This window comes from Streptomyces physcomitrii (assembly GCF_012273655.1).
Classification (GTDB): domain Bacteria; phylum Actinomycetota; class Actinomycetes; order Streptomycetales; family Streptomycetaceae; genus Streptomyces; species Streptomyces physcomitrii.
Genome location: NZ_JAAWWP010000001.1, coordinates 101,682 through 124,764, shown reverse-complemented (window position 1 = coordinate 124,764; position 23,083 = coordinate 101,682). Strand labels below are relative to the sequence as shown.

Here is a 23,083-nt window from a genome sequence, read left to right as displayed (position 1 = left end):
GGTGACATGCCGGGCCGCCGCAGCACCGAGGGCCTCCGCGGGAGCGGGGGCCCTCGGCCGTCCAGGGGGATCCGCGCCGCCCGCCCCTCGTTTGCGTCCGCCTGAGCGCGGAAGAAGACTGCCCTGGAACCCCGGCGGCGGACGAAGGGATTCATCGATGGCGGTCAACGGTCCGGAAGAAGCGGGCGATCCGGCGGCGCTCAAGCGCCACCGCACCCTCTTCCGCGCCGTCAGACGCCGCCGGAACCCGCCGCTGCGCCGCACCGACATCACCGTCACCGACGAGGCCGCCGTCAAGCGCGCCGTGAAGGCCGCCGCGCTCGGCAATGCCATGGAGTGGTTCGACTTCGGCATCTACAGCTATCTCGCGGTCACCATCGGGCACGTCTTCTTTCCCAGCGGAAACGACACGGCACAGCTCATCTCCTCGTTCGCCACCTTCGCCGTCAGCTTCCTGGTGCGGCCGCTCGGCGGAATGTTCTTCGGGCCCATGGGCGACAAGATCGGCCGCAAGAAGGTGCTCGCCCTCACGATGGTCCTGATGGCGATCGGCACCTTCGCCATCGGCCTCATTCCCTCGTACGCGACCATCGGATTCTGGGCGCCGGCGCTGCTCATCCTCTTCCGCCTGATCCAGGGTTTCTCCACCGGCGGCGAATACGGCGGCGCCTCCACCTTCATCGCCGAATACGCCCCCGACAAGCGCCGCGGATTCTTCGGCAGCTTCCTCGAATTCGGCACCCTCGCCGGCTACATCGGCGCCGCCGGCCTGGTCACGATCCTCACCGCCCTGCTCGACGACGGCGGCATGGAGTCCTGGGGCTGGCGGGTGCCCTTCCTGGTGGCCGGTCCGCTCGGCCTGGTCGGGCTCTATCTGCGGCTGCGGCTGGACGAGACCCCGGCCTTCCAGAAGCTGGAGGACGAGTCCACGCACAGCGCCGCGGAGGCCGCGGGCGCCGAGACCACCGCCAAGGGCGACCTCGCGAAGATCTTCCGCGACCACTGGCCGACGCTGGTGCTCTGCGTCTGCCTGGTCGGCGCGTACAACGTCACCAACTACACGCTGCTCTCGTACATGCCGACCTATCTCACCGACGAACTCCACTACGACGAGAGCCACGGGCTGCTGCTGCTCATCGGCACCATGGCGGTGCTGCTCCTGGTCATCAACCAGGTCGGGAGGCTCTCCGACCGGATCGGCCGCAAGCCGCTGCTGATGGCCGGGATGCTCGGCTTCCTGGTGCTGTCGGTCCCGGCCTTCCTGCTGCTGCACCAGGGCAGTGTGCTCGCCGTCTCGGGCGGGATGCTGCTGCTCGGCTTCAGCCTGGTCTGCCTGCTCGGCACCATGTCCGCCGCGCTGCCCGCCCTCTTCCCCACCGACGTCCGCTACGGCTCGCTCTCCGTCGGCTACAACCTCTCCGCCTCCCTCTTCGGCGGCACCACACCCCTGGTCGTCACGGCCCTGATCAGCGTCACCGGCACCGACATGATGCCCGCGTACTACGCCATGGCCGCCGCCCTGGTCGGAGTGGCCTCGGTCGCCGCCATGAAGGAGACCGCCCGCCGCCCGCTGGCCGGTTCGCCGCCCGCGGTGGCCACCGACGAGGAGGCCGCCGCGCTGGTGGAGTCGAAGGCGCCGGTGCCGCGGTTCTGAGACCGGGCGACGCGGTGGAGCGCCAGGGGCCCGGGCCAGTACGATGTCCCGGCGACCGGCGGCGGTGGCGCAGTCGGCGACGCAGCAGGTTTAGGTCCTGTGGCCCCCAGGGGCTTGAGGGTTCGAATCCCTTCCGCCGCACCGTGAGGGGTCCGTGTTCCGCGCCATGGGACACGGACCCCTGTGCGTACGCCCCCGGGGCTCAGGCGCCGACCAGCTCCCGTACCGCCGGCACCAGCGCCCGGAAGGCCTTGCCGCGGTGGCTGATCGCGTTCTTCTCCTCGGGGCTCAGCTCGGCGCAGGTGCGGCTCTCGCCCTCGGGCTGGAGGACGGGGTCGTAGCCGAAGCCGCCGGTGCCGTGCGGGGAGAGCCGTAGGGTGCCGGTCAGGCGGCCCTCGACGACGCGCTCGGTGCCGTCCGGCAGGGCGAGGGCGGCGGCGCAGGCGAAGTGGGCGCCGCGGTGCGGCATGTCGATGTCGGAGAGCTGGGCGAGCAGGAGCTCCAGGTTGGCCCGGTCGTCGCCGTGCCGCCCCGCCCACCGGGCGGAGAAGATGCCGGGGGCGCCGCCGAGGACGTCGACGCAGAGCCCGGAGTCGTCGGCGACGGCGGGCAGTCCGGTCGCGCGGGCGAGGGTGTGCGCCTTGAGCAGGGCGTTCTCGGCGAAGGTGACGCCGGTCTCCTTGACGTCGGGGATGTCCGGGTAGTCCTCGGCGCCGAGGAGTTCGTGCGGAAGTCCGGCGGCGGCGAGGATCGCCCTCAGCTCGGTGATCTTTCCGGCATTGCGGGTGGCAAGGATCAGGCGGGTCATGCGCCCAGTATCGCGGGCGGCCCGGGTGCTCCCCCGATCCGGGCCCGGCGCGGGCGGGTTCAGGGGGTGCAGACCTTGGTCAGCTCGCCCGCGGCGTCCGTGACGGGGCTGAGGTCCGGGGTCTCGTCGCCGTTCCGCAGCGCCGTACGGACGTTGGTGACCGCCCGGTCGAGGTCGTCGACGGCCTTGTTGACGTCGGTGTTGTCGGTCTTGTCGCCGATCTCGTCGAGGTTCTTGTCGATGTCGTCGAGGGCCTCGTCCGCCTGGGCGGGGTTGTCGGAGGCGTTCTCGACGGCCTGTTGGAGCGCGGTGACGCTGTCGGCGATGGCATCGGCGGTCTGCACGCAGTCCAGCGCCTTGTCGAGGGCGCTGCAGCCGACGGCGGCCGGGGCGAGCAGTGCCACGCTCGCGAGAACTGCGGCGGCGGTGATGGTGCGGCGGCGCGTGGCCATGTCGGCGGTCCCTCCCGAGAGTCATGGTGCGGGCGCTTCGCCGAAGCGTCGCGCCCGCACCAGTAGAAACGCGGAGGGGTGCTTCTTGGTTGCTTCTTTACCGTTTGCGCATACGGGTGTGACGGCTCTCTCACCGGGGCCCGCACGGCGGCGGGGCGCACACGGCGCGTTTCCCCAAGTGGGCGGCGCGACCGGGGTGTTGGGCGCCCGCGCCCGCCGGTGCGTTCAGCCCGCGGTCTGCTCCAGCGCCGCCCGCTGGAGGGCGGCGAGTTCGCCGCAGCCGGTGACGGCGAGGTCGAGGAGGGCGTCCAGCTCCTCGCGGGCGAAGGGCTCGGCCTCGGCGGTGCCCTGGACCTCGACGAAGCGGCCGTCGCCGGTGCAGACCACGTTCATGTCGGTCTCGGCGCGCACGTCCTCCTCGTAGCAGAGGTCGAGCAGCGGCACCTGGCCGACGATGCCGACGCTGACCGCGCTGACGGTGCCGGTCAGCGGCTTGCGGCCGGGCTTGACGAGCTTCCTGCCCTGGGCCCAGGTGAGGGCGTCGGCGAGGGCGACATAGGCGCCGGTGATGGCGGCGGTGCGGGTGCCGCCGTCGGCTTGGAGGACGTCGCAGTCCAGGACCACGGTGTTCTCGCCGAGCGCCTTGTAGTCGATGACGGCGCGCAGCGAACGCCCGATGAGGCGGCTGATCTCGTGGGTGCGCCCGCCGATCTTGCCGCGCACCGACTCGCGGTCGCCCCGGGTGTTGGTGGCCCGCGGCAGCATGGCGTACTCGGCGGTGACCCACCCTTCCCCGCTGCCCTTGCGCCAGCGCGGGACGCCCTCGGTGACGGAGGCGTTGCACAGGACTCTGGTGTCGCCGAAGGAGACGAGGACGGAGCCCTCGGCGTGCTTGCTCCAGCCGCGCTGGAGGGTGACGGGACGCAGCTGTGCGGGGGTTCGGCCGTCGATACGAGACATGCGAGGAGCCTAGCCCGCCGGGCGGAGGCCGCCGTACGCCGCCCTGGTGGCCCGGGGCCGGGTGCCCGCCGCGCGGCCCGGTGCGGGGGCCGCGCGGCCGGGGCTCACATCATGTCCTCGATCTCGTGCACGACGGGGTCGGCGTCGCTGCCGATGACGACCTGCACGGCGCTGCCCATCTTGACGACCCCGTGGGCGCCGGCCGCCTTGAGCGCGGCCTCGTCGACGTTGTCCTGGTTCTCGACCTCGGTGCGCAGGCGCGTGACGCAGCCCTCGACCTCGATGATGTTCTCGACTCCGCCCAGTCCGGCGACGATCTTCTCTGCCTTGGTGGCCATGGTGCGCTCCGGGGGTTTCGGTGGCCCGCGCCCACGCGGTCCGTTTTGTCACGTTAACCCACGGTCCGCCGATCTTCACGGGCGGTGCCCCGGCCCCCGGCACCCGCCCGCCCGGCACCGGCGAAGGCCCCGCGAGCGGTCACGGGCGCGGGGCCTTCGGGAGGGGAGTGCGGGGGCGCGGTGCTCGCGCGGGCTCAGATCTCGTACGTGGCGCGGGGGGCGGCGAGTTCGACCGGGCCCTCGAAGACCTCGCGGGCGTCGGCGAGGTTGGTCCCGGCGTCGGTCCACGGCGGGATGTGGGTCAGCACCAGGCGGCCCACGCCCGCGCGCCGGGCGCTCTCGCCCGCCTCGCGGCCGTTGAGGTGCAGGTCGGGGACGTCCTCCTTGCCGTGCGTGAAGGCGGCTTCGCACAGGAAGAGGTCGCTGCCCTCGGCGAGGGCGTCGAGTTCGGGGGCCACCCCGGTGTCGCCGGAGTAGGTGAGGGAGCGGCCGCCGTGTTCGAGGCGGATGGCGTAGGCCTCGACGGGGTGGCGCACCCGCTCGGTGCGTACCGCGAAGGGGCCGATCTCGAAGGCGGCCGGCTTGACGGTGCGGAAGTCGAAGACCTCGCTCATCGAGGAGGCGCTCGGGGTGTCGGCGTAGGCGGTGGTCAGGCGCTGTTCGGTGCCCTCGGGGCCGTAGACGGGCAGGGCGGGGCAGCGGCCGCCGTCGTGCCGGTAGTAGCGGGCGACGAAGTAGCCGAGCATGTCGATGCAGTGGTCGGCGTGCAGATGGCTGAGGAAGATCGCGTCGAGGTCGTAGAGACCGCAGTGGCGCTGCAGCTCGCCGAGGGCACCGTTGCCCAGGTCGAGGAGCAGCCGGAAGCCGTCGGCCTCGACGAGGTAGCTCGAACAGGCCGATTCCGCGGACGGGAACGACCCCGAGCAGCCGACGACGGTGAGCTTCATGGGAGCTGGAACCTCCGCGCTGGCAGGGGACGGGGGGGCGTACGGGTCCGTCGAGGGTAAGGCGCGGAACTGGGGGCCGCTCCTCCGCGGCGGGCCGTTGTGGGAGAACTCACCTGCGCTGTCACCGGTTCGGATGGCCCCGGGCAGAGGTGTACGGAAAAGCCCGCGGCGGCAGGTGTGCGGGGCGCCCGGGAGGGGGAAAGGGGCGAGGGCGCACTCCCGGTGTGCAGGGGGGGTGCGCCCTCGATGTGCGGTGCCGGTGCGGCTCAGACCGGTGGCCGGTCCCGGTGCCGGTCCCGGTGGCTCAGGCCCAGAGCTGGCCCTGGAGGGTCTCGATGGCCTCTTCGGTGGTGGCGGCGGTGTAGACGCCGGTGGAGAGGTACTTCCAGCCGCCGTCCGCGACGACGAAGACGATGTCGGCCTCCTCGCCCGCGTCCAGCGCCTTCTTCCCGACACCGATCGCGGCGTGCAGGGCGGCCCCGGTGGAGACGCCCGCGAAGATGCCCTCCTCGCGCAGGAGTTCACGGGTACGGGTGACGGCGTCGGCGGAGCCCACCGAGTAGCGGGAGGTGAGCACGGAGGCCTCGTACAGCTCGGGGACGAAGCCCTCGTCGAGGTTGCGCAGCCCGTAGACCAGGTCGTCGTAGCGCGGCTCGGCGGCGACGATCTTCACCTCGGGCTTGTTGGCGCGCAGATAGCGGCCGACGCCCATCAGGGTGCCGGTGGTGCCGAGGCCCGCGACGAAGTGGGTGACCGAGGGCAGGTCGGCGAGGATCTCGGGGCCGGTGGTGGCGAAGTGGGCGCCCGCGTTGTCCGGGTTGCCGTACTGGTAGAGCATCACCCAGTCCGGGTGCTCGGCGGAGAGCTCCTTGGCGACCCGTACCGCCGTGTTGGAGCCGCCCGCGGCGGGGCTGGAGATGATCTCGGCGCCCCACATGGTGAGCAGTTCGCGCCGCTCCGAGGAGGTGTTCTCGGGCAGGACGCAGACGATGCGGTAGCCCTTGAGCCGGGCGGCCATGGCCAGCGAGATGCCGGTGTTGCCGCTGGTGGGTTCGAGGATGGTGCAGCCCGGGGTGAGCCGCCCGTCCTTCTCCGCCTGCTCGATCATGTGCAGGGCGGGCCGGTCCTTCACGGAGCCGGTGGGATTGCGGTCCTCCAGCTTGGCCCAGATGCGGACGGATTCGGCGGGCGAGAGCCGCGGCAGGCGCACCAGAGGGGTGTTGCCCACCGCGGCGAGGGGGCTGTCGTAGCGCATCCGGGATCAGCGGCTTCCGCCGGCGACGGCCGGGAGGATGGTCACGTTGTCGCCGTCGCTCAGCTTGGTGTCGATGCCGTCGAGGAAGCGCACGTCCTCGTCGTTGAGGTAGACGTTCACGAACCGGCGCAGCTGCTCGCCGTCGACGACCCGCTCGCGGATGCCGGTGTGGCGCGAGTCCAGGTCGGCGAGGAGTTCGGCGAGGGTGCCTCCGGTGCCCTCGACCGCCTTCTGGCCGTCGGTGTAGGTACGGAGGATGGTCGGGATGCGGACCTCGATGGCCATGGTGGTGGGCTCCTTCGGGAGGGCAGATCGGGGAGGGGCGCGGGGCCCCGGGGGCCCCTCGGCGCGGGGGCTTGCGCCGCGGGCCCATGGCCGGGCGGCGGCAGGTGTCAGTGCTGACAGATGGCGCTGGCGAGCCTGCACAGGTCGACGTGCAGCCGCGCCGCTCCGCAGCCGAAGGCCCCGAGCAGGCCGGAGGCGGAGCGCGCGCGAGCGGACGCGGCGAGCGGGGCGCCCGGCGTCGTCGTTTCGCTCACGTCATGGAGAACCATGGGGGCATCGTAGCGATTCCCGGTCCGGGTTCCGGAATGGCGTCTCGCATCCTGGACGGATTCTGTTCGTCAGACGGGACCGGGCAGAGGGGTGACCGTGGGTGAGCCGGCCCCTGCGACGCTCCGCGCGGCCACCACCGGCGAGACCGCGCAGACGACGGGACCGGCATCAGCTTGCTTGAAGTGTGCTTCAAGGTCCTAGCGTCGCGACGGCCGAAGCGCACGCCCCACGCGTCGACGCGTCATCCCCCACGATCGGCTGGAAGGCAGCAAGTGACCGACAACCCATTCGCCACGCATGCGGAACTCTTCGATCTGCGGGGAAAGCGCGCGCTGGTCACCGGTGGCACCCGAGGCATCGGTCTGATGATCGCGCGCGGCCTCCTCCAGGCAGGCGCTCGCGTGGTCATCAGCTCACGCGACGCGGAGGCGTGCGCTCAGGCGCAGGAGCAGCTGTCCCGCTGCGGTGAGGTGCGGGCCGTCCCCGCCGACCTGTCCCGCCACGACGAGTGCCGGCGGCTGTCCGGCCTCGTCACCGGCGAGTCCGAGCGCCTCGACATCCTCGTCAACAACGCGGGCGCCATCTGGGACGAGCCGCTGGCGACCTTCCCCGACGAGGCCTGGGACACGGTCGTCGACCTCAACCTGAAGTCGCCGTTCTGGCTGGTCCAAGCGCTGCTGCCCGCGCTTCGCGAGGCGGGCACCGCCGACGACCCCGCGCGGATCATCAATATCGGCAGCATCGCCGCCCTCCACATCCCCCAGCGGCCCAACTACTCGTACTCCAGCAGCAAGGCCGCACTGCACCAACTCACCAGAGTGCTCGCCAAGGAGCTGGGACCGCAGCACGTCACCGTGAACGCCGTGGCGCCGGGGCCGTTCCCGTCGGCCATGACGGCGGCGATCCTCGACGAGTTCGGCGAGGCCGTCGCGGCGTCGGCCCCACTGCGCCGGATCGGCCGCGACGACGACATGGCGGGTGTCGCCGTGTTCCTCGCCAGCCGGGCAGGCGCCTACCTCACAGGCACCGTGATCCCTGTCGACGGCGGCATCGCGACAACCGCGTAGGCCCGGGGTGAGGTGTCTCGGGACCGCGGCCTGCTCCCCCTCGGGCCCGTCTTCACCCGGTGCGCCTCGTGCGCCCGGCCCGCGCACGCCGCGCCGGCCGGGCGCTTCCCGGTGTCGAGGCGGGTGTCGACGGCGGACTGCGCTCAGTACGCCCGCACGACCCGCACCTCCTCCTCGGTGACCTCCCCCTCCGTGATCCGGAAGGAGCGGAACTGGAACTCCCCGGCCCCGTCGGTGTCGGCGGTGGAGACCAGGACGTAGTGGGCGCCGGGCTCGTTGGCGTAGGAGAGGTCGGTGCGGGAGGGGTAGGCCTCGGTGGCGGTGTGCGAGTGGTAGATGATCACCGGCTCCTCGTCCCGGTCGTCCATCTCCCGGTAGAGCTTCAGCAGATCCGCGGAGTCGAACTCGTAGAAGGTGGGCGAGCGGGCGGCGTTCAGCATCGGCACGAACCGCTCGGGGCGCCCGCTGCCCGCAGGGCCCGCGACGACTCCGCAGGCCTCGTCGGGGTGGTCCTGCCGGGCGTGCGCGACGATGCGGTCGTAGAGGTCCTGGGTGAGGGTCAGCATGGGGCCCAGAATATGCGGCGGGCCGCTCCGTACCACTGGCTGGTACGGAGCGGCCCGCATGCTGGACACCGAGGCGTCCGGGAGCCTCAGTCGCGCGGGGCGGCGGCGCCCTGGACCGGGGTGCGGTCGAAGGCGTCCGGGTTGCGGGACTTCAGGACCTGGTAGGAGACGAACATGATCAGGGCCCAGACGGGGGCGCAGTAGAGCGAGACCCGGGCGTCCTTGTCGATGCCCATCATCACGATGACCATGCCGATGAAGGCGAGCGAGAAGACGCTGGTCCACGGGGCGCCGGGGGCGCGGAAGGAGGAGCCGGGCAGCTCGCCGCGGTCGGCCTTGGCGCGGTAGCGGATCTGGCAGACCAGGATCATGATCCAGGCCCACATGCCGGAGATGGTGGCGAAGGAGACCACGTAGTCGAAGGCCTCGCCGGGCCACTGGTAGTTGATCCAGACGCCGACCATCATCAGTGCCGCCGAGAAGGTGGTGCCGACCAGCGGGGTGCCGCTGCGGGTGAGGCGGGTGAAGAAGCGGGGCCCCTGCCCGTTGAGGGCGAGGTCGCGCAGCATCCGGCCGGTGGAGTACATGCCGGAGTTGCAGGAGGACAGGGCCGCGGTCAGCACCACGAAGTTGACGATGCCCGCGCCCGCGGCGAGGCCCATCTTCTCGAAGGCGGCGACGAACGGCGAGACGCCCGGCTGGAACTGGGTCCAGGGCACCACCGAGAGGATCATGATCAGGGCGCCGACGTAGAAGACGGCGATCCGCCAGGGCACCGTGTTGATCGCCTTGGGCAGGGTCTTCTCCGGGTCCTTGGACTCGCCCGCGGTGACACCGACCAGCTCGACCGCGAGGAAGGCGAACATCACGATCTGCAGGGTCATCAGGGTGCCGCCGACGCCCTTGGGGAAGAAGCCGCCGTCGGACCAGAGGTGGCTGACGGAGGCGGTGTCGCCCGCGTCGGAGAAGCCGAGGGTGAGGATGCCGGCGCAGATGAGGATCATGCCGATGATCGCGGTGACCTTGACCATCGAGAACCAGAACTCCAGCTCACCGAAGACCTTCACGGAGATCAGGTTCACCCCGTAGAGGATCAGCGTGAAGACCAGCGCCGAGACCCATTGCGGGATGTCGAACCAGTACGTCATGTACTCGGCGGCCGCGGTGACCTCGGTGATGCCGGTGACGACCCAGAAGAGCCAGTACGTCCAGCCGGTGACGTATCCCGCGAAGGGGCCCACGAACTCCCGGGCGTACTCCGAGAAGGAGCCGGAGACCGGGCGGTACATGAGCAGTTCGCCGAGGGCGCGCATGATGAAGAAGATCACCAGGCCCGCGATCGCGTAGGCGAGGATGAGGCTCGGCCCGGCCTTCGCGATGGCCTTGCCCGCGCCGAGGAACAGGCCGGTGCCGATGGCACCGCCGATCGCGATCATCTGGATCTGCCGGGCACCGAGCCCGCGCTGGTAGCCCTCGCCCTGGTGGGCGCCGGGCGCTCCGGCGGCGTCGGCCGCCGGGCCGTCCTGCTGCTTGCCGACCCGCGCTGAGGTCATCGTTCGAGCGCCTTTCTCCATGGCCGACCCGGGCCGATTCAAGGCCGCGGATCGGGTCCCGATCCCCCCGGATGCTGATGGAGTGCCTGCCGGGCGGTCGGCCCGGCGGGTGCGCCCCGGCGGTGACATGGGTGGCGTCCCGCCGGTGGTCGTGAAGATGTATCACGGCGTCCGGAGCGCCCGGAGCGGACACTTGTGGCACACCCCACAGGAAGAACCGGACAGAACTCGCATGCCACGGCGAAAGCCGCAGCGGGGGTGACGGGATCGTTATACGGAGTTGAGCGTCCGTTGAGCGAACGCCCGAGGAGGTGGCCCGCGGGGTCCGCCGCCCGCCGCGTACCGGCGCCGGGGACGTGAGCCCGGACACCGCGACGGCCGCCACGAGGGCGGCCGCGGGAGGCTGGGGCGCGGGAGGGCCGAGGCGCCGGAGGGCCGAGGCGCGGGGCGGTCAGGGCATCAGGGTGCCGACCAGGGTCTCCTGGAGTCCGCCGAGCCAGAGGTAGGCCATCACCATCGGCTTGCGCGGATCGCTGTCCGGGAGCCGGTAGAGGAGGTCGGTGTCCTCCTCGTCGGCGACGTCGAGGCGGGCGCCGATCGCGAGCCGCAGGTCGTTGAGGGAGCTGAGCCACTGCCGGGACTGCTCCGGGCTGAGTTCGAGCAGGGCCTCGGCCTCCTCGGCGCCGCCCTCGCGCTCCAGGCTCAGCGAGTCGAGGCTGCGGATCACCGCGAGCGCGTCCTCCCGCTTGCGGGCCCGCAGGTCGTTCTCGGTGAAGCGCCGGAACTCCGCGGAGTAGGCGCGCTGCTGCTCCTCGGCGGCCGGGTCGCCGCCCGCGCCCTCGGCCGCGCCGTCGGGTCCGCCGTAGGCGTCCGGGAAGAGGCGCCGGAGCACCGGGTCGGAGGGCGGTTCGCTCGGGCCCTCGGCGAACAGCTCGTCGAGCGGGTCGGCGGAGCCGGAGTCCTCACCGCCGGGCCCGGGGCCGACCAGCTCCAGGAGCTGGACGGAGAGCGAGCGGATGATCGAGATCTCGACCTCGTCGAGGGCGACGGCGGCGCCGCCCCCCGGGATCGCTTCGAAATGACCTGCCATGGACTTGAGTGACCCCGTCTACTTTCTGTCCTGCTGGAGGGTGGCCCACAGACCGTATCCGTGCAGTGCCTGCACGTCGCGCTCCATCTCCTCGCGGCTCCCGCTGGAGACCACGGCGCGGCCCTTGTGGTGCACGTCCAGCATGAGCTTGGTGGCCTTGTCCTTGGAGTAGCCGAAGTACGTCTGGAACACGTACGTCACGTAGCTCATCAGGTTGACCGGGTCGTTGTGCACGATCGTGACCCAGGGCAGGTCCGGCTCGGGCACGGCGAAAGTCTCCTCCGCCGCTTCGGTGCGTTCGGTTTCCATGGGAGCGGGAGCGGTCACACGGCCATGCTGCCACCTGAGGTGGCGTGGCGCACAAACGGACCCGAGAAATCGTCAGACTGACGAGATGGGGGTAGCATCCGGTCTGTCGAACGAAACCGGGCCCGTCCCGGTGACCCGGCAGGTGCCGGACGCCCGTGCGCATCGCGAGGAGAAGCAGACATGCACTCGGTGGATCAGGGGCTGGGAGCTGAGGAAGGGCGCGCGTCGGGCGCCCGCGGCGGCGGGCGGCGGGTGGGGGTCCCCTCCACGGCGCTCTTCACCGACCAGTACGAACTCACCATGCTGCAAGCCGCCCTCAAGTCCGGTACGGCACACCGCCGTTCGGTCTTCGAGGCGTTCACCCGGCGGCTGCCCGAGGGCCGCCGCTACGGGGTCCTCGCCGGGACCGGACGGGTCCTGGACGCGGTGGAGAACTTCCGCTTCGACGAGGACCAGCTCGCCTTCCTGCGCGAGAAGAAGATCGTGGACGGCGCCACCCTGGACTGGCTCGCCGCCTACCGCTTCGACGGCGACATCTGGGGCTACCCGGAGGGCGAGGTCTACTTCCCCGGCTCCCCCGTGCTGCGCGTGGAGGGCTCCTTCGCCGAGTGCGTGGTCCTGGAGACGGTGATCCTGTCGATCCTCAACCACGACTCGGCGATCGCCGCCGCGGCCTCCCGGATGTCCTCGGCCGCGGGCAGCCGCCCGCTGATCGAGATGGGCGCCCGCCGCACCCACGAGCTGGCCGCGGTCGCCGCCTCCCGCGCCGCCTACATCGGCGGCTTCACCAGCACCTCGGACCTGGCCGCGGGCTTCCGCTACGACATCCCCACGGTCGGCACCTCCGCGCACGCGTTCACGCTGCTGCACGACACCGAGCGGGACGCCTTCCGCGCCCAGGTCGACTCGCTGGGCCAGGGCACCACCCTGCTCGTGGACACCTACGACGTCGCCGAGGCGGTCCGCGCGGCCGTGGAGATCGCGGGGCCCGAGCTGGGCGCCGTCCGCATCGACTCCGGTGACCTGCTCCTGGTCGCCCACCGGGTGCGCCAGCAGCTGGACGAGCTGGGCGCCCGGAACACCCGCATCGTGGTCACCAGCGACCTGGACGAGTACGCCATCGCCTCGCTGGCCGCGGCCCCGGTGGACGCCTACGGGGTCGGCACCCAGCTGGTCACCGGCTCGGGGCACCCGACGTGCTCGATGGTCTACAAGCTGGTGGCCCGCGCCGAGTCCGCCGACCCGGCCGCCCCGCTGGTGCCGGTGGCGAAGAGGTCCACCGGCGGCAAGACCTCGATCGGCGGCCGCAAATGGGCCGCCCGCCGCCTGGACGCGCAGGGCGTCGCCGAGGCCGAGGTGATCGGCACCGGGAGCCTGCCCACCGAGTTGGCAGGGCGGGAACTCCTGGTCGAGCTGGTCAAGGGCGGCGAGGTGCTGGCCCGCGAGACCCTGGACACCGTGCGCGAGCGGCACGCGGCGGCCCGCGCCTCGCTGCCGCTCTCGGCCACCCAGCTCTCCCGCGGTGAGCCGGTGCTGCCCACCGAGTACCTCTGAGGCCGGGCGTGCTCCTGGGGACCCGGCGGGCGCCGGGGGCGCGGCGGGCCTCCGGGACCCGCTGTGCCTCCGGGACCCGGCGTACGTCAGGGATCCGGCGTACCTCCGGGGCCCGGCGTACCTCCGGGGCCAGGTGTGCGGCCGGGGCCCGGGACGCCCGGACCAGGACGTATCCGGGCGTCCCGGGGCGGGTCAGGGGCCCGGCGGGCGGGCATGAACACCGGGTGAGGGGGAATGCACACGCAGCACGAGCCGCTCGCGCATCCGACAGCCGGACACACCCTCCCGCTCCGCCCCCGCAGTCTCTACGCTCGGGTTCACCGGCCCCACCATTCGAAGAAGCCCGTACTGCCGAAGGACACCGACCATGCGCCGCGCCCTGATTGTCGTAGACGTGCAGAACGACTTCTGTGAAGGAGGCTCCCTCGCGGTCGCGGGCGGCGCCGACGTCGCCGCGGCGATCACCGAGCTGATCGGCCAGGCCCCGGCGGGCTACCGGCACGTGGTCGCCACCCGGGACAACCACATCGCGCCGGGCGACCACTTCTCGGACCGGCCCGACTTCCGGCGCAGCTGGCCCGCGCACTGCGTGGCCGGGACCGAGGGCGTCGGCTTCCACCCGAACTTCGCGCCCGCGGTGGCCTCCGGCGGCATCGACGCGGTCTTCGACAAGGGCGCCTACTCGGCCGCCTACAGCGGCTTCGAGGGCGCCGACGAGAACGGCACCCCGCTCGCCGAGTGGCTGCGGGCCCGCGAGATCACCGAGGTCGACGTGGTGGGCATCGCCACCGACCACTGCGTACGGGCGACCGCGCTCGACGCGGCCCGGGAGGGCTTCCGCACCCAGGTGCTGCTCGACCTGACCGCCGGGGTCGCCGAGGAGAGCACCGAGCAGGCGCTTCAGGAGATGCGCGAGGCGGGCGTGGAGCTGTCCGGGAAGCCGGTGGTCTGAGGCCAGGACGGGGGCAGCGCGCCGGGCTTCCTGCCGCCCGGGGCGGGGCCCGCCGGGGCCAGGTCCGCGGCGCGCAGTCCGTTCGCGGCCTCGGCGCCGGGCCAGTACCGGGGCGCGGGCAGCAGCGCCCGGATCGGGTGCCAGAGCTCGGCCGCACCGCCGGTGCTCGCCCGCCATATCAGCCCGTCGGGGTGGTGCAGCACCGCCGTGATCTCGTCCTCGGTGGGCGGTTCGGCGTTGCCGCTGAGGAAGACCGCGCGCAGCCCGAGGTTGCGCAGCCGGGTCAGGGCGCGGGCCCGGTTCACGGCGTGCACCAGGACGCGTACGGTGCCGTCCGCGCCGGTCCGGACGGCTCCGGAGGCGGGGCGGCCTGCCGGCCTGGGCAGGGTCAGCGCCACGACCATCCGCCCGTCGGGCAGCTTGCAGAAACCTCCTGCGGCCATGCCTGTCACACCCCCGTGAGACGTCTGTCGGTGGGAAACCTTGTCGGACGCAGCTAAGCACGACCCACGGCCGGCCACCAAGGGCCGCTCTTCGATCATGCGCTGACCTGCGAGAACACCGGCGGACTCGCGATCTTGCCGGAAGATCACCGTTCCGGGGCGGGATTTTCCTTGATCTTTCCGGGATTCCTCCGGCAGGGCGGACGCCGGTGATCCCGGCGGAAGGCCCCGCCCGGGCTCGGGCGCCCGTACCCGCACCCGGCGGCTCGGGCGCCCGTACACGCACGCGGCCTCCACGACCCGCGACGGGTCGTGGAGGCCGGGTCACCTGCGGTCCCGGGAGCGTCAACAGCCTCCCGCGGACCGTGTGGCCGTCGTGCTCGCGGTCACTTCTTCTTGGCCGGGCCGACCATCACGTCGACCGTGGAGCCGTCCTTGGCACCGCCGACCACGCTGATCTTCGTGTTGGTGTCCGGCACCTGCACGCTGGCGGTCGGGTTGGCCTTGTCCCAGTAGACCCCGGTGGAGTCGTTGAAGACCGGAACGCCCTTCTGGGCCTTGATCTTCAGCGGCACGCTGGCGTCGTGCAGGGTCAGCGCGTCCGTACGGGCCAGGGTGAACGAGGAGTCGAAGGTCTGGATCTTGTTCCCGACGACCTTGCCGTTCTTCCACTTGAGCGCCTTCGGGTGGGCGTCCACCGGAAGGATCAGGCCGCTGCCCGGGTGGGCGCTGGTGTTGTTGTCCTTCTGGGAGGTGTCCCACAGCCAGACCATCAGGCCGTTCTGGTACGGGTAGTGCTCCACCCAGTCCGGCTTCTTGTCACGGAAGCCGAAGTTGTACGGGCCGACCTTGAGGGTCTTGTCGTACGAGACGTACTGGCGGTTCTCGGCGAGGTAGTACTGCTCGTAGTCCTTGGTGTAGGACTCGCCGATGCGCGAGAAGCCCTTGCTGGTCCAGCCGTTGTCGTCGGCCTCGGCGTTGTCGCTGAACAGCGCCTCGCCATCGGCGTTGAGGACGATCTCGTCGGCGGTGAAGCCCTTGCCGCCCGCGCCGCCGTCGGTCTGGTAGCGGAAGCGGAGGTCGATCTTCTTGCCCGCGTAGGCGTCCAGCGGGAAGACCAGCTTCTGGTACTTCTTCGAGGCGTCGGTCAGGGCCGGGCGGTCCGCGCCGTCCTTCGGGAGGGCCTTGCCGTCGGCGGTGCCGTCCAGCGGGGTGTACTGCTTGCCGCCGTCGGTGGAGACCTCGGTGTAGAGGTAGTCGTACCCCTTCTCGATGTCCCACCAGCCGTTCAGGGTGAGTTCGGCCTTCTTCTTGCCGGTGAGGTCGACGCTGCGGGTCAGGGTGTTCTTGAGGTTGTCACCCTGGTCGCTCCACCACTGCTTGCTGCCCTCGGTGGGCTTGACCACCGTGGTGGTGACCTTCTTCTTCGGCAGGTCCACCACCAGCGCCTGCGGGTGCTTGGTGTTGTACTCCGAGACACCCAGCTCGTGCGCGGAGACGGTGGCCGCCTTGCCCTTGGCGTAGTTCAGCCAGCCCAGCTGCAGCTTGTCCCAGGCGGTCATGTCACCGGGCAGGTCGCCGATGGCGTCCTTGCCGGTGCCGAGCCAGGAGCCGGCCGACATCAGCGACCAGTAGCCGACCGAGTTGTCGCCGCCGCCGGAGGTGTCGTAGAGGTCCGGCAGACCGAGGTCGTGGCCGTACTCGTGGGCGAAGACGCCGAGTCCGCCGTTCTCCGGCTGCATCGTGTAGTCGCCGACCCAGATGCCGGTGTCGCCGATCTGGGTGCCGCCCGCCTTGTTGTCGCCGGGACCGGTGTGCCCGGCCTCGTCGCCGTAGGCGTACCAGCGGTGGGCCCACAGGGCGTGCTCGCCCTGGACGCCGCCGCCCGCGGACTCGTCCTCACCGGCGTGCACGATCTGGAAGTGGTCGATGTAGCCGTCGGGCTCGTTGAAGTTGCCGTCGCTGTCGAAGTCGTAGCGGTCCCAGGCGTCGTACTTGGCCAGGTCCGCCTTGATGTCGGCGTCGGACTTGCCCTGCTCCTTCTGGTCCGCGACCCAGGCGGTCACGCCGTCCTTGACGGTGTCCCAGACGTTGGGGCAGTTGGTGTCGCCGCAGTAGTTGGAGCCGTAACGGCCCTCGTTGTACGGGACCTTGACCCAGTCGGAGACCTCGCCCTCGACCGAGTAGCGGCCCGAGGAGGTCTTCTCGTAGTAGGTCTTCAGGGACTCCTTCTTCTTGCCCTTGGAGTCCTTGCCCTCGCCGAAGTACAGGTCCTGGAAGTGCTTCTGGTCGAAGTCCTTCTGCCAGGCGGTGCTGTTGTCCTTCTTGCGGTCGGGCTCGGCTATCTCGTTGTGCGCGGGGCCGGGGTCGCCGCCGTACTTCTCCACCGGGGGCTCCGGGCCGTCGCCGTCCGGGTCGAAGGTGGACTCCTTGTCGACCTTGTCGCCGAACTCGACCAGGATGGTGAAGATCTTGTCGGTCTTCTCGCGGCCCAGCTCGACGTACTTCTTGTCGTCGAGCTTGACGACCTGCGAGCCGCCGCGCTTGACGACCTTCCGGTCACCGGAGAGGACCTGCTCCAGGGCGGCCTTGCGCTGCGCCTCGGCCTTCTTGGTGAACGGCCCGGCGAGGTTGTGCTCGTGGGCGCCGTGGCCGTCCTTGTCCTGCGCGGCACCGGGGGCCGGGTCGTGCCGGTGCACTTCCTGGCCGTGGACCTCGCCGGCCTCGGCCGAGGTGGCGGCCGCGAAGCCGGCGGTGGCCGCCGCGAGCGCGACCGCGACCGCGGTGGCTCTGACGGTGTGTTTCCTGCTGATCACTTGAGGGTTCCTCCCCACGCGCCCGGCTGCGCGGCATCGGGGGGTCCAGGGTCAACGGACTACCGCGCGCGGTGATACGCGTCATAAGTGAGCGACATTCGACAGCAGTTTCGACGGAAAAAACAGATCTTGACTTGAACAGGCCAAGTGCACTATGCAGTCCCGAACCTCCGCTATACGGACAACTCCGTTCCTCTTCGGCCAGTTCACCGCCGGACCCGGCCCCGCCCGGCGCCCGATCCGCCTCCCGGCCGCCGGTCCGGTCCACCGGAACCCGTCCCGCCGTTCTCCTTCTCCGTACGGATCCGGCCTCCCGCGGACCTCCTCTCCCGGCATGCCGTCGGGCCCTGGGCGACCCCCAACGGGCGCGTCCCGCCGTCCACTTGGCGATACGGGTGAATCCGTGCGCCCCCCGTGCACCGCCGCCCGGGCGGCCGGAGGGCTTACCCGGCGGGGCGGCCGGGCATGCCCCAGCGAGAACGCCCCTCGGCCGCGGCCACCCGGACGAGTACCGCGCGCCACGGCCGGATCCGAGGGGGCCGCCGCTCCCGCATCCCCGAAGTGATCCCGAGGACGGACACCGCCATGGCCCGACCGAGTGCCGTGCAGATCCTGACCGGCTCCGCCACCGTCATCGCCGCGAACCTCGCGCTGCTGCTCGCGGGCGTGAGTGCGCCACCCGCCCTCGCCGGAGCCGCGGTCGGCTCGCTGCTGCTCGGCCTGTTCGTCGCGGTACGGCTGGCCGGACCGCGCCCCGCGCACCCGGCGGGGCGCCCGCGGCGGCAGGCCCCGGCCGAGCGGCCCTCGCCCGGGCGCCGGGCGCGGAGCACCGAGCGGGTACGGGAACCGGCCGGGCCCTGAGCCGGACCGCCCGCTCAGGCGGTGCTCACCACGACGGTCTTGGCCGCCTTGTCGTGCAGGCCCTGCTTGTAGGGCTTGTCGAAGAAGCTCCAGCCGCCGCAGATGATCGTCCACACACAGGCGCAGCAGAAGGCGAACGGCAGCCAGAGCACCGCGGCGCGCACCAGCGAGGTCTGCACCGAGGGCGTCGCCCCGTTGTCGAGGTTGGCCACCCGCTGCTTCATCAGCCGCTTGCCGAGGGTCTGCCCGGTCCTGGCGGTCAGGATGGTGTCGTAGCCGATGTAGAGGACCGCGGCGAGCAGCGACTGGCCGAAGGACTTGCCGTACTCGACCTTGTCCGGGTCGACCTCCCAGGCGCCGAAGCTGAAGATCCAGGAGAGCAGCGCGGTCACCGCGCCCACCAGGATCATGTCGATCAGCCGGGCGAGGACCCGCTTGCCGGAGTCGGCGAGCGGCGGCATCCCGGCGAGCGGATCGCCTCCGCCGTAGGGCCCGCCGGTCCCGCCGCCACCGCCGTAGGGGTCCCCTCCCCCGCCGCCGTAGGGACCGCCCCCACCGCCGCCGTATCCCCCGTCGTACGGGCCGCCGCCACCGGAGGGCGGCGGGCTGCCGTAGGGGGAACCGCCGCCGCTGCCGCCCGAGGGGGGCGGTGTGCTGAACGGGGTCCCGCCCTGGGGCGCGTCGTAGGGCGAACCGCCGCCGGAGGGCGGCTTCCTGAACGGGTCGTCTTCCGGCGGGCGGCCGGAGCCGGGGGGCGGCGGGTCAGTGCTCATGGCCCGAGTCGAACCTGAACGCCCGGCGGGCGCATCCGGCGCTCGGCCGTCCGGGCTACCGGCGGGGTGAGCCGGAGTACGCGACGACCGCCGCGGGCCGCCGGACCCGGCGGTGGACGGTGCCGGGACTCGTGGCCGGACTCGTGGCCGGACTCAGCCCGCCACGAAGGTGCGCGCCGCCTTGTCGTGCCAGCACTGCCGCCAGGGCCGGTCGAAGAGGCACCAGACCACGCCGACCACGCCGATCAGCAGCAGCCCGGGCACGGTGAACACCAGCCAGCGGCGCACCGCGGAGCCGAAGCCGGGCGGCTGGTGGGCCTCGATGTCGCGTACGTCGAGTCCGCAGAGCCGCTTGCCGAGGGTGCGGCCCCACTTGGCGGTCGGCAGCACCTCGAAGAGGAGACCGGCGAGCAGCAGCGCACCGAGGACGAGGGCGAGGCTGACCGAGGTGGTGCCGTCGAGCAGCCAGACGGTGACGGTCTCGCCGGAGAGCTTCGCCTCGTCGATCTTGTCGTCGATGTGGTCGGCGGCCCGGCTCCCGAGCGGCACCGCGACCAGCGCGGTCAGCCCGCCCACCACCACAGTGTCGATCAGCCGCGCCGCGAACCGCTTGCCGATCGCCGCCGGGCGCCCCGAGGCCTGCTCCTGGGCGGCGGCGAGGAAGGGGTCCTCGACCGGCGGCTTCCAGGGCACGACCGGGGGTTCCGCACCGCCGGGTCCGGCCACCCGGCCGGGGGCGGACGGCGCACCGGGGCCGCCCGCTCCACCAGGTCCGCCCGGTCCGCCGTGCCCCGCGGGACCCGGCTGCTGCGGCCAGCCCGAGGGCGCGGCGCCCGGGGTGCTCCCCGGGGCGGCCGGGTGCGGGAAGGCGGCGGGGGCGGCGCCCCAGTGCGGGGCGGTCGGGGTGCCCGGGCTCTCCTGGGCCGGGGGCCGCGGCATCCGGATCGCCATGGTGCCCTCGCCCGGGCGCTCGGCACGGCCCTCGCGGGCGGCGGCGCCGTCCCGGCCGGGGGTGCCCTCGCGGCCGGGGGTGCCCTGGTGGGCGGCGCCCCGGTCTTGGTGCGGGGCGCCGCCGCCCGTACCGGTGTCCTGCCCGGGGGCGGCGGGGGCCTGCCCCGGGGTGCCCCAGGCCTGACCGGCCGCCGGGGCCGAGCCGCCCCCGGCGGAGCCCGGTGCCCCGGCACCGCGGCCGGGGGTCTCGGGGCGCCGGAAGACCACGGTGCCCTCGACGGGCTTGCCCTGGCCGGAGGGTCCCGGCAGGGCGGGCCTGCGGGCGCCGGGGCCGAGGGCGCGCATGGTGACGGTGCCGTCGGCGGGGACGTCGCCGTCCTCGGCCGGGGCGGCGCCCGCGGGCGCGTCGTCGCGGGGCGCGGCGGGGCCGGGGACGCCGGGGCGTACCGCGCGCATGGTGACCGTGCCGTCCGGGCGCTCCTCGTCCCGGCCCGGCAGCGGCTGCCCGGTACCCGGGCTCCGGTCCTCGCTGGAGCCGGGGGCGCCGAACTGCCCGCCGGGCGGGGGCGACTGGGGGCCGGACGGTCCGGATCCCCAGCCGCCGGGGGCGCTCTGCTGCGGGAGGGCGGAGGTGGCGGGGCCGTTCTGCTGGCGTCCGGCGCTCGCGGGGTCCTCGTCGAAGAAGAGGGGGCCGGTCTCCTGCGCGGCGGGGTGGACGCCGGGGGGCGGGGGCAGCGGGGTGCCGTCGGTGGGCGCCGGGCGGCTCGTGCCGGGGACCCAGGAGACGCCGTCCCAGTACCGGACGTAGCCGGGAATGGACGGGTCCGGGTAGTAGCCCTCGCGGGGGCGGTCTTCGCCGGAGGCCGGGGTAGGGGCGCTCATGTCCGTCGTCCCGTATCTGCTCGGGGGTCTGCGTGAGGGTCCACATCTATCAGACCCGCGCGCGGCGGTGGGTCCCTGTGCGCGCGATGCCCTCTTTCCGGGCAACGGCCGTGTCCCCGGCGGCGGTTCGGGGCCCGCGCCCGGCCCCGCGGAGCGGCCCGCCCGGGTCGCCCCGGCGCCCGCCCGCGAACTTGCGAGAAAAAAAGTCAGGAACTCGCGTAATGCTCGTCCACCTGCGGTGTCTCTTCTGACGCGGGCTGCCGAACGGCGCCCTGCCGAGGAAAGGAAAGCACCCCATGCACACCGTGGTGGAACGAGAACTGGAGCTGTATCTGGTGCTGTCACCAGAGCGCAGCATCCCGGTGCCGGCCAGGTTCACCTACCGCAGCGACGACCCCTACGCCGTCCACATCACCTTCCACATCGGCTCGGAGAGCCCGGTGCACTGGACCTTCGCGAGAGAACTCCTGGTGGAAGGGGTGTTCCGGCCCTGCGGCCAGGGCGATGTCCGGGTGTGGCCGACGAAGTCACAGGGCCGCAGCGTGGTCCTGATGGCGCTCAGCTCCCCCGACGGCGACGCGCTCCTGGAAGCTCCGGCCGCCATCGTCTCCGCCTGGCTGGAGCGCACGCTCAGGGTGGTCCCGCCGGGCTCTGAGGCCGAGCGGCTCCGCATCGACGACGGCCTCGCCGAGCTGCTCGCCCCCACTGTGGCCGACGACCTGTGGCTGGGCCGCCCCCAGCTGGGATCGCCGTACGACGAGCCCCAGGACGGGGAGTGAGCCGCTGCACGGCGAGCGTTCACGGCAGGCGCGGCGAGCACGGCGGAGCCGGTACGGGCCCCTGGCAGTGGGCGGTCCACGGCTCCGCCGTCAGAAGAGCTTTCCGGGGTTGAGGAGGTTCAGCGGGTCGAAGGCCTGCTTGACGGCCCGCTGCATCTCCAGCCCCACCGGGCCCAGCTCCCGCGCCAGCCACTCCTTCTTCAGTACGCCGACACCGTGCTCCCCGGTGATGGTGCCGCCGAGTTCGAGGCCGAGGGCCATGATCTCGTCGAAGGACTCGCGGGCCCGCCGGGACTCCTCGGGGTCGGCCGCGTCGAAGCAGACGGTGGGGTGGGTGTTGCCGTCCCCGGCGTGCGCGACCACGCCGATGGTCAGCGCGTGCTTGCCCGCGATGGCCTCGACGCCCTCCATCAGGTCGCCGAGCCGGGAGCGCGGCACGCAGACGTCGTCGATCATCGTGGTGCCCTTGACCTGTTCCAGGGCGGTCAGCGAGAGGCGGCGCGCCTGGAGCAGCAGCTCCGACTCGGCCTGGTCCTCGGCCGGGACCACCTGGCTCGCCCCGCCCGCCTCGCACAGGGCGCCGACGGCGGCGAGGTCGGCCGCCGGGTCCGCGGTGTCGAAGGCGGCGATCAGCAGCGCCTCGGTGGACTCCGGGAGGCCCATCTGCGCGAAGGAGTTGACGGCCCGCACGGTCGTACGGTCCATGAGTTCGAGCATCGAGGGCACATGGCCGCCGCTCATGATCTCGCAGACGGCGGCGCCGGCGGCCCGTACCGAGTCGAACTCGGCGGCGAGGACCAGCTGCGGCGGCGGCGCGGGCCGCAGCGCGAGCACCGCCTTGACCACGATGCCGAGGCTGCCCTCGGAGCCGACGAAGAGCCGGGTCAGGTCGTATCCGGCGACGCCCTTGGCGGTGCGCCGACCGGTGCTCATCAGGCGCCCGTCGGCGAGGACGACCTCCAGGCCGAGCACGTACTCGGCGGTGACCCCGTACTTGACGCAGCACAGGCCGCCGGAGGCGGTGCCGATGTTGCCGCCGATGGTGCACATCTCCCAGCTGGAGGGGTCCGGCGGGTAGAAGAGGCCCTCGGCGAGGACGGCCTTGGAGAGGTCGGCGTTGATGACGCCCGGTTCCACGACCGCGATCCGGTCGACCGGGTTGACCTCCAGGATGCGGTCCATCTTCACCAGCGAGAGCGCGATGCAGTCCGCGCTGGTGTTGGCCGCCCCGGACAGGCCGCTGCGCGCGCCCTGCGGGACCACCGGCACCCGCAGCTCGGTGGCGGTGCGCATCACGTGCTGCACCTCTTCGGCGGTGCGCGGCAGGACCACCACGGCGGGTGGCTCCGCCGGGCAGAAGCTCGCCATGTCGTTCGCGTAGGAGGCCGTGATCGCGGGGTCGGTGACGACGGCCCCGTCGGGAAGTCCGGCACGGAGGCGGTCGACGAGAGTGCTGCTCATGATCACACCTTCGCACCCGGCACCGCCGCTGTGAAGCCATCGGCACGCCCCGCCTCG

22 protein-coding genes, 1 tRNA gene and 1 pseudogene are annotated in these 23,083 nt (G+C 72.3%); 7 read left to right on the top strand and 17 right to left on the bottom strand.

The features are described from left to right. The first annotated feature begins 157 nt into the window (after positions 1–157). Together proP and HFV08_RS00545 are read left to right on the top strand one after the other, a co-directional pair. A complete protein-coding gene (gene proP, locus HFV08_RS00550) occupies positions 158–1,654 on the top strand; it encodes a glycine betaine/L-proline transporter ProP (RefSeq protein ID WP_168534716.1) in 1,497 nt (498 codons plus the stop codon). Between the two features lie 58 nt (positions 1,655–1,712). Further along, positions 1,713–1,795: transfer RNA gene (locus HFV08_RS00545), tRNA-Leu, on the top strand. A gap of 61 nt (positions 1,796–1,856) precedes the next feature. Here the strand turns inward: HFV08_RS00545 and rdgB are convergent. The 8 genes from rdgB to HFV08_RS00505 all read right to left on the bottom strand — a co-directional run bounded on the left by rdgB (position 1,857) and on the right by HFV08_RS00505 (position 6,968). Then, a complete protein-coding gene (gene rdgB / locus HFV08_RS00540) occupies positions 1,857–2,462 on the bottom strand; it encodes an RdgB/HAM1 family non-canonical purine NTP pyrophosphatase (RefSeq protein WP_168534714.1) in 606 nt (201 codons plus the stop codon). Between the two features lie 59 nt (positions 2,463–2,521). Further along, positions 2,522–2,914 (bottom strand): hypothetical protein, encoded by a 393-nt coding sequence (locus HFV08_RS00535; protein WP_168534712.1) that lies wholly within the window; start codon positions 2,912–2,914, stop codon positions 2,522–2,524. A gap of 225 nt (positions 2,915–3,139) precedes the next feature. Further along, positions 3,140–3,874 (bottom strand): ribonuclease PH, encoded by a 735-nt coding sequence (gene rph / locus HFV08_RS00530; protein ID WP_168534711.1) that lies wholly within the window; start codon positions 3,872–3,874, stop codon positions 3,140–3,142. Positions 3,875–3,978: 104 nt separating this feature from the next. Further along, positions 3,979–4,212 (bottom strand): PTS sugar transporter subunit IIB, encoded by a 234-nt coding sequence (locus tag HFV08_RS00525; protein WP_040249144.1) that lies wholly within the window; start codon positions 4,210–4,212, stop codon positions 3,979–3,981. Between the two features lie 194 nt (positions 4,213–4,406). Beyond that, a complete protein-coding gene (locus HFV08_RS00520; protein WP_168534710.1) occupies positions 4,407–5,159 on the bottom strand; it encodes an MBL fold metallo-hydrolase in 753 nt (250 codons plus the stop codon). Positions 5,160–5,463: 304 nt separating this feature from the next. After that, on the bottom strand, positions 5,464–6,414 hold the full coding sequence (locus HFV08_RS00515; protein ID WP_168534709.1) for a PLP-dependent cysteine synthase family protein: 951 nt from the start codon (positions 6,412–6,414) through the stop codon (positions 5,464–5,466). A gap of 6 nt (positions 6,415–6,420) precedes the next feature. Further along, complete coding sequence (locus tag HFV08_RS00510) at positions 6,421–6,699, bottom strand: MoaD/ThiS family protein (protein WP_168534708.1); 279 nt, start codon at positions 6,697–6,699, stop codon at positions 6,421–6,423. Between the two features lie 107 nt (positions 6,700–6,806). Then, positions 6,807–6,968, bottom strand: coding sequence for a putative leader peptide (locus tag HFV08_RS00505; protein ID WP_107071301.1), 162 nt, complete (start codon positions 6,966–6,968; stop codon positions 6,807–6,809). A 273-nt stretch (positions 6,969–7,241) separates the two neighbouring features. Here HFV08_RS00505 and HFV08_RS00500 point away from each other — a divergent pair, with 273 nt between their 5' ends. Continuing rightward, positions 7,242–8,036: an SDR family oxidoreductase gene (locus tag HFV08_RS00500; RefSeq protein ID WP_168534707.1), complete on the top strand. Its 795-nt coding sequence runs from the start codon at positions 7,242–7,244 to the stop codon at positions 8,034–8,036. 143 nt (positions 8,037–8,179) lie between these two features. Here the strand turns inward: HFV08_RS00500 and HFV08_RS00495 are convergent, their stop codons facing one another. The 4 genes from HFV08_RS00495 to clpS form a co-directional block, all read right to left on the bottom strand. After that, on the bottom strand, positions 8,180–8,602 hold the full coding sequence (locus HFV08_RS00495) for a M67 family metallopeptidase (RefSeq protein WP_168534706.1): 423 nt from the start codon (positions 8,600–8,602) through the stop codon (positions 8,180–8,182). Positions 8,603–8,688: 86 nt separating this feature from the next. Then, positions 8,689–10,155: an amino acid permease gene (locus HFV08_RS00490; RefSeq protein ID WP_168534705.1), complete on the bottom strand. Its 1,467-nt coding sequence runs from the start codon at positions 10,153–10,155 to the stop codon at positions 8,689–8,691. Between the two features lie 451 nt (positions 10,156–10,606). Further along, complete coding sequence (locus tag HFV08_RS00485) at positions 10,607–11,245, bottom strand: DUF2017 domain-containing protein (protein WP_040249166.1); 639 nt, start codon at positions 11,243–11,245, stop codon at positions 10,607–10,609. A gap of 18 nt (positions 11,246–11,263) precedes the next feature. Next, positions 11,264–11,554, bottom strand: a complete 291-nt coding sequence (gene clpS, locus HFV08_RS00480; RefSeq protein ID WP_040249169.1) for an ATP-dependent Clp protease adapter ClpS — start codon at positions 11,552–11,554, stop codon at positions 11,264–11,266. 180 nt (positions 11,555–11,734) lie between these two features. Here clpS and HFV08_RS00475 point away from each other — a divergent pair, with 180 nt between their 5' ends. Further along, positions 11,735–13,108: a nicotinate phosphoribosyltransferase gene (locus HFV08_RS00475; protein WP_281373098.1), complete on the top strand. Its 1,374-nt coding sequence runs from the start codon at positions 11,735–11,737 to the stop codon at positions 13,106–13,108. Between the two features lie 367 nt (positions 13,109–13,475). After that, positions 13,476–14,060, top strand: a complete 585-nt coding sequence (locus tag HFV08_RS00470; RefSeq protein ID WP_040249172.1) for an isochorismatase family protein — start codon at positions 13,476–13,478, stop codon at positions 14,058–14,060. A gap of 110 nt (positions 14,061–14,170) precedes the next feature. On the opposite strand, the pseudogene HFV08_RS00465 reads toward HFV08_RS00470, so the two are convergent. Together HFV08_RS00465 and HFV08_RS00460 are read right to left on the bottom strand one after the other, a co-directional pair. Then, positions 14,171–14,503: pseudogene (locus tag HFV08_RS00465) on the bottom strand (hypothetical protein); the annotation flags it as partial. A 386-nt stretch (positions 14,504–14,889) separates the two neighbouring features. Continuing rightward, entirely contained in the window at positions 14,890–17,319 is a 2,430-nt protein-coding gene (locus HFV08_RS00460; protein ID WP_168534704.1) for an immune inhibitor A domain-containing protein, read from the bottom strand. 585 nt (positions 17,320–17,904) lie between these two features. On the opposite strand from HFV08_RS00460, the gene HFV08_RS00455 reads away from it, so the two are divergent. After that, positions 17,905–18,180, top strand: coding sequence for a hypothetical protein (locus tag HFV08_RS00455; RefSeq protein WP_168534703.1), 276 nt, complete (start codon positions 17,905–17,907; stop codon positions 18,178–18,180). Positions 18,181–18,194: 14 nt separating this feature from the next. Here HFV08_RS00455 and HFV08_RS00450 read toward each other — a convergent pair whose 3' ends face one another. Beyond that, positions 18,195–18,953 (bottom strand): RDD family protein, encoded by a 759-nt coding sequence (locus tag HFV08_RS00450; RefSeq protein WP_168534702.1) that lies wholly within the window; start codon positions 18,951–18,953, stop codon positions 18,195–18,197. Between the two features lie 153 nt (positions 18,954–19,106). Beyond that, a complete protein-coding gene (locus HFV08_RS00445) occupies positions 19,107–20,786 on the bottom strand; it encodes an RDD family protein (protein ID WP_168534701.1) in 1,680 nt (559 codons plus the stop codon). Positions 20,787–21,082: 296 nt separating this feature from the next. Between HFV08_RS00445 and HFV08_RS00440 the strand changes: the two genes are divergently transcribed. After that, the gene (locus HFV08_RS00440; protein WP_040249186.1) at positions 21,083–21,565 is read left to right on the top strand and encodes an SsgA family sporulation/cell division regulator; all 483 of its coding nucleotides are present in this window, start codon (positions 21,083–21,085) and stop codon (positions 21,563–21,565) included. A gap of 90 nt (positions 21,566–21,655) precedes the next feature. On the opposite strand, the gene HFV08_RS00435 is transcribed toward HFV08_RS00440, so the two are convergent. Then, a complete protein-coding gene (locus HFV08_RS00435; RefSeq protein WP_168534700.1) occupies positions 21,656–23,026 on the bottom strand; it encodes an FAD-binding oxidoreductase in 1,371 nt (456 codons plus the stop codon). Positions 23,027–23,083 lie beyond the last annotated feature (57 nt).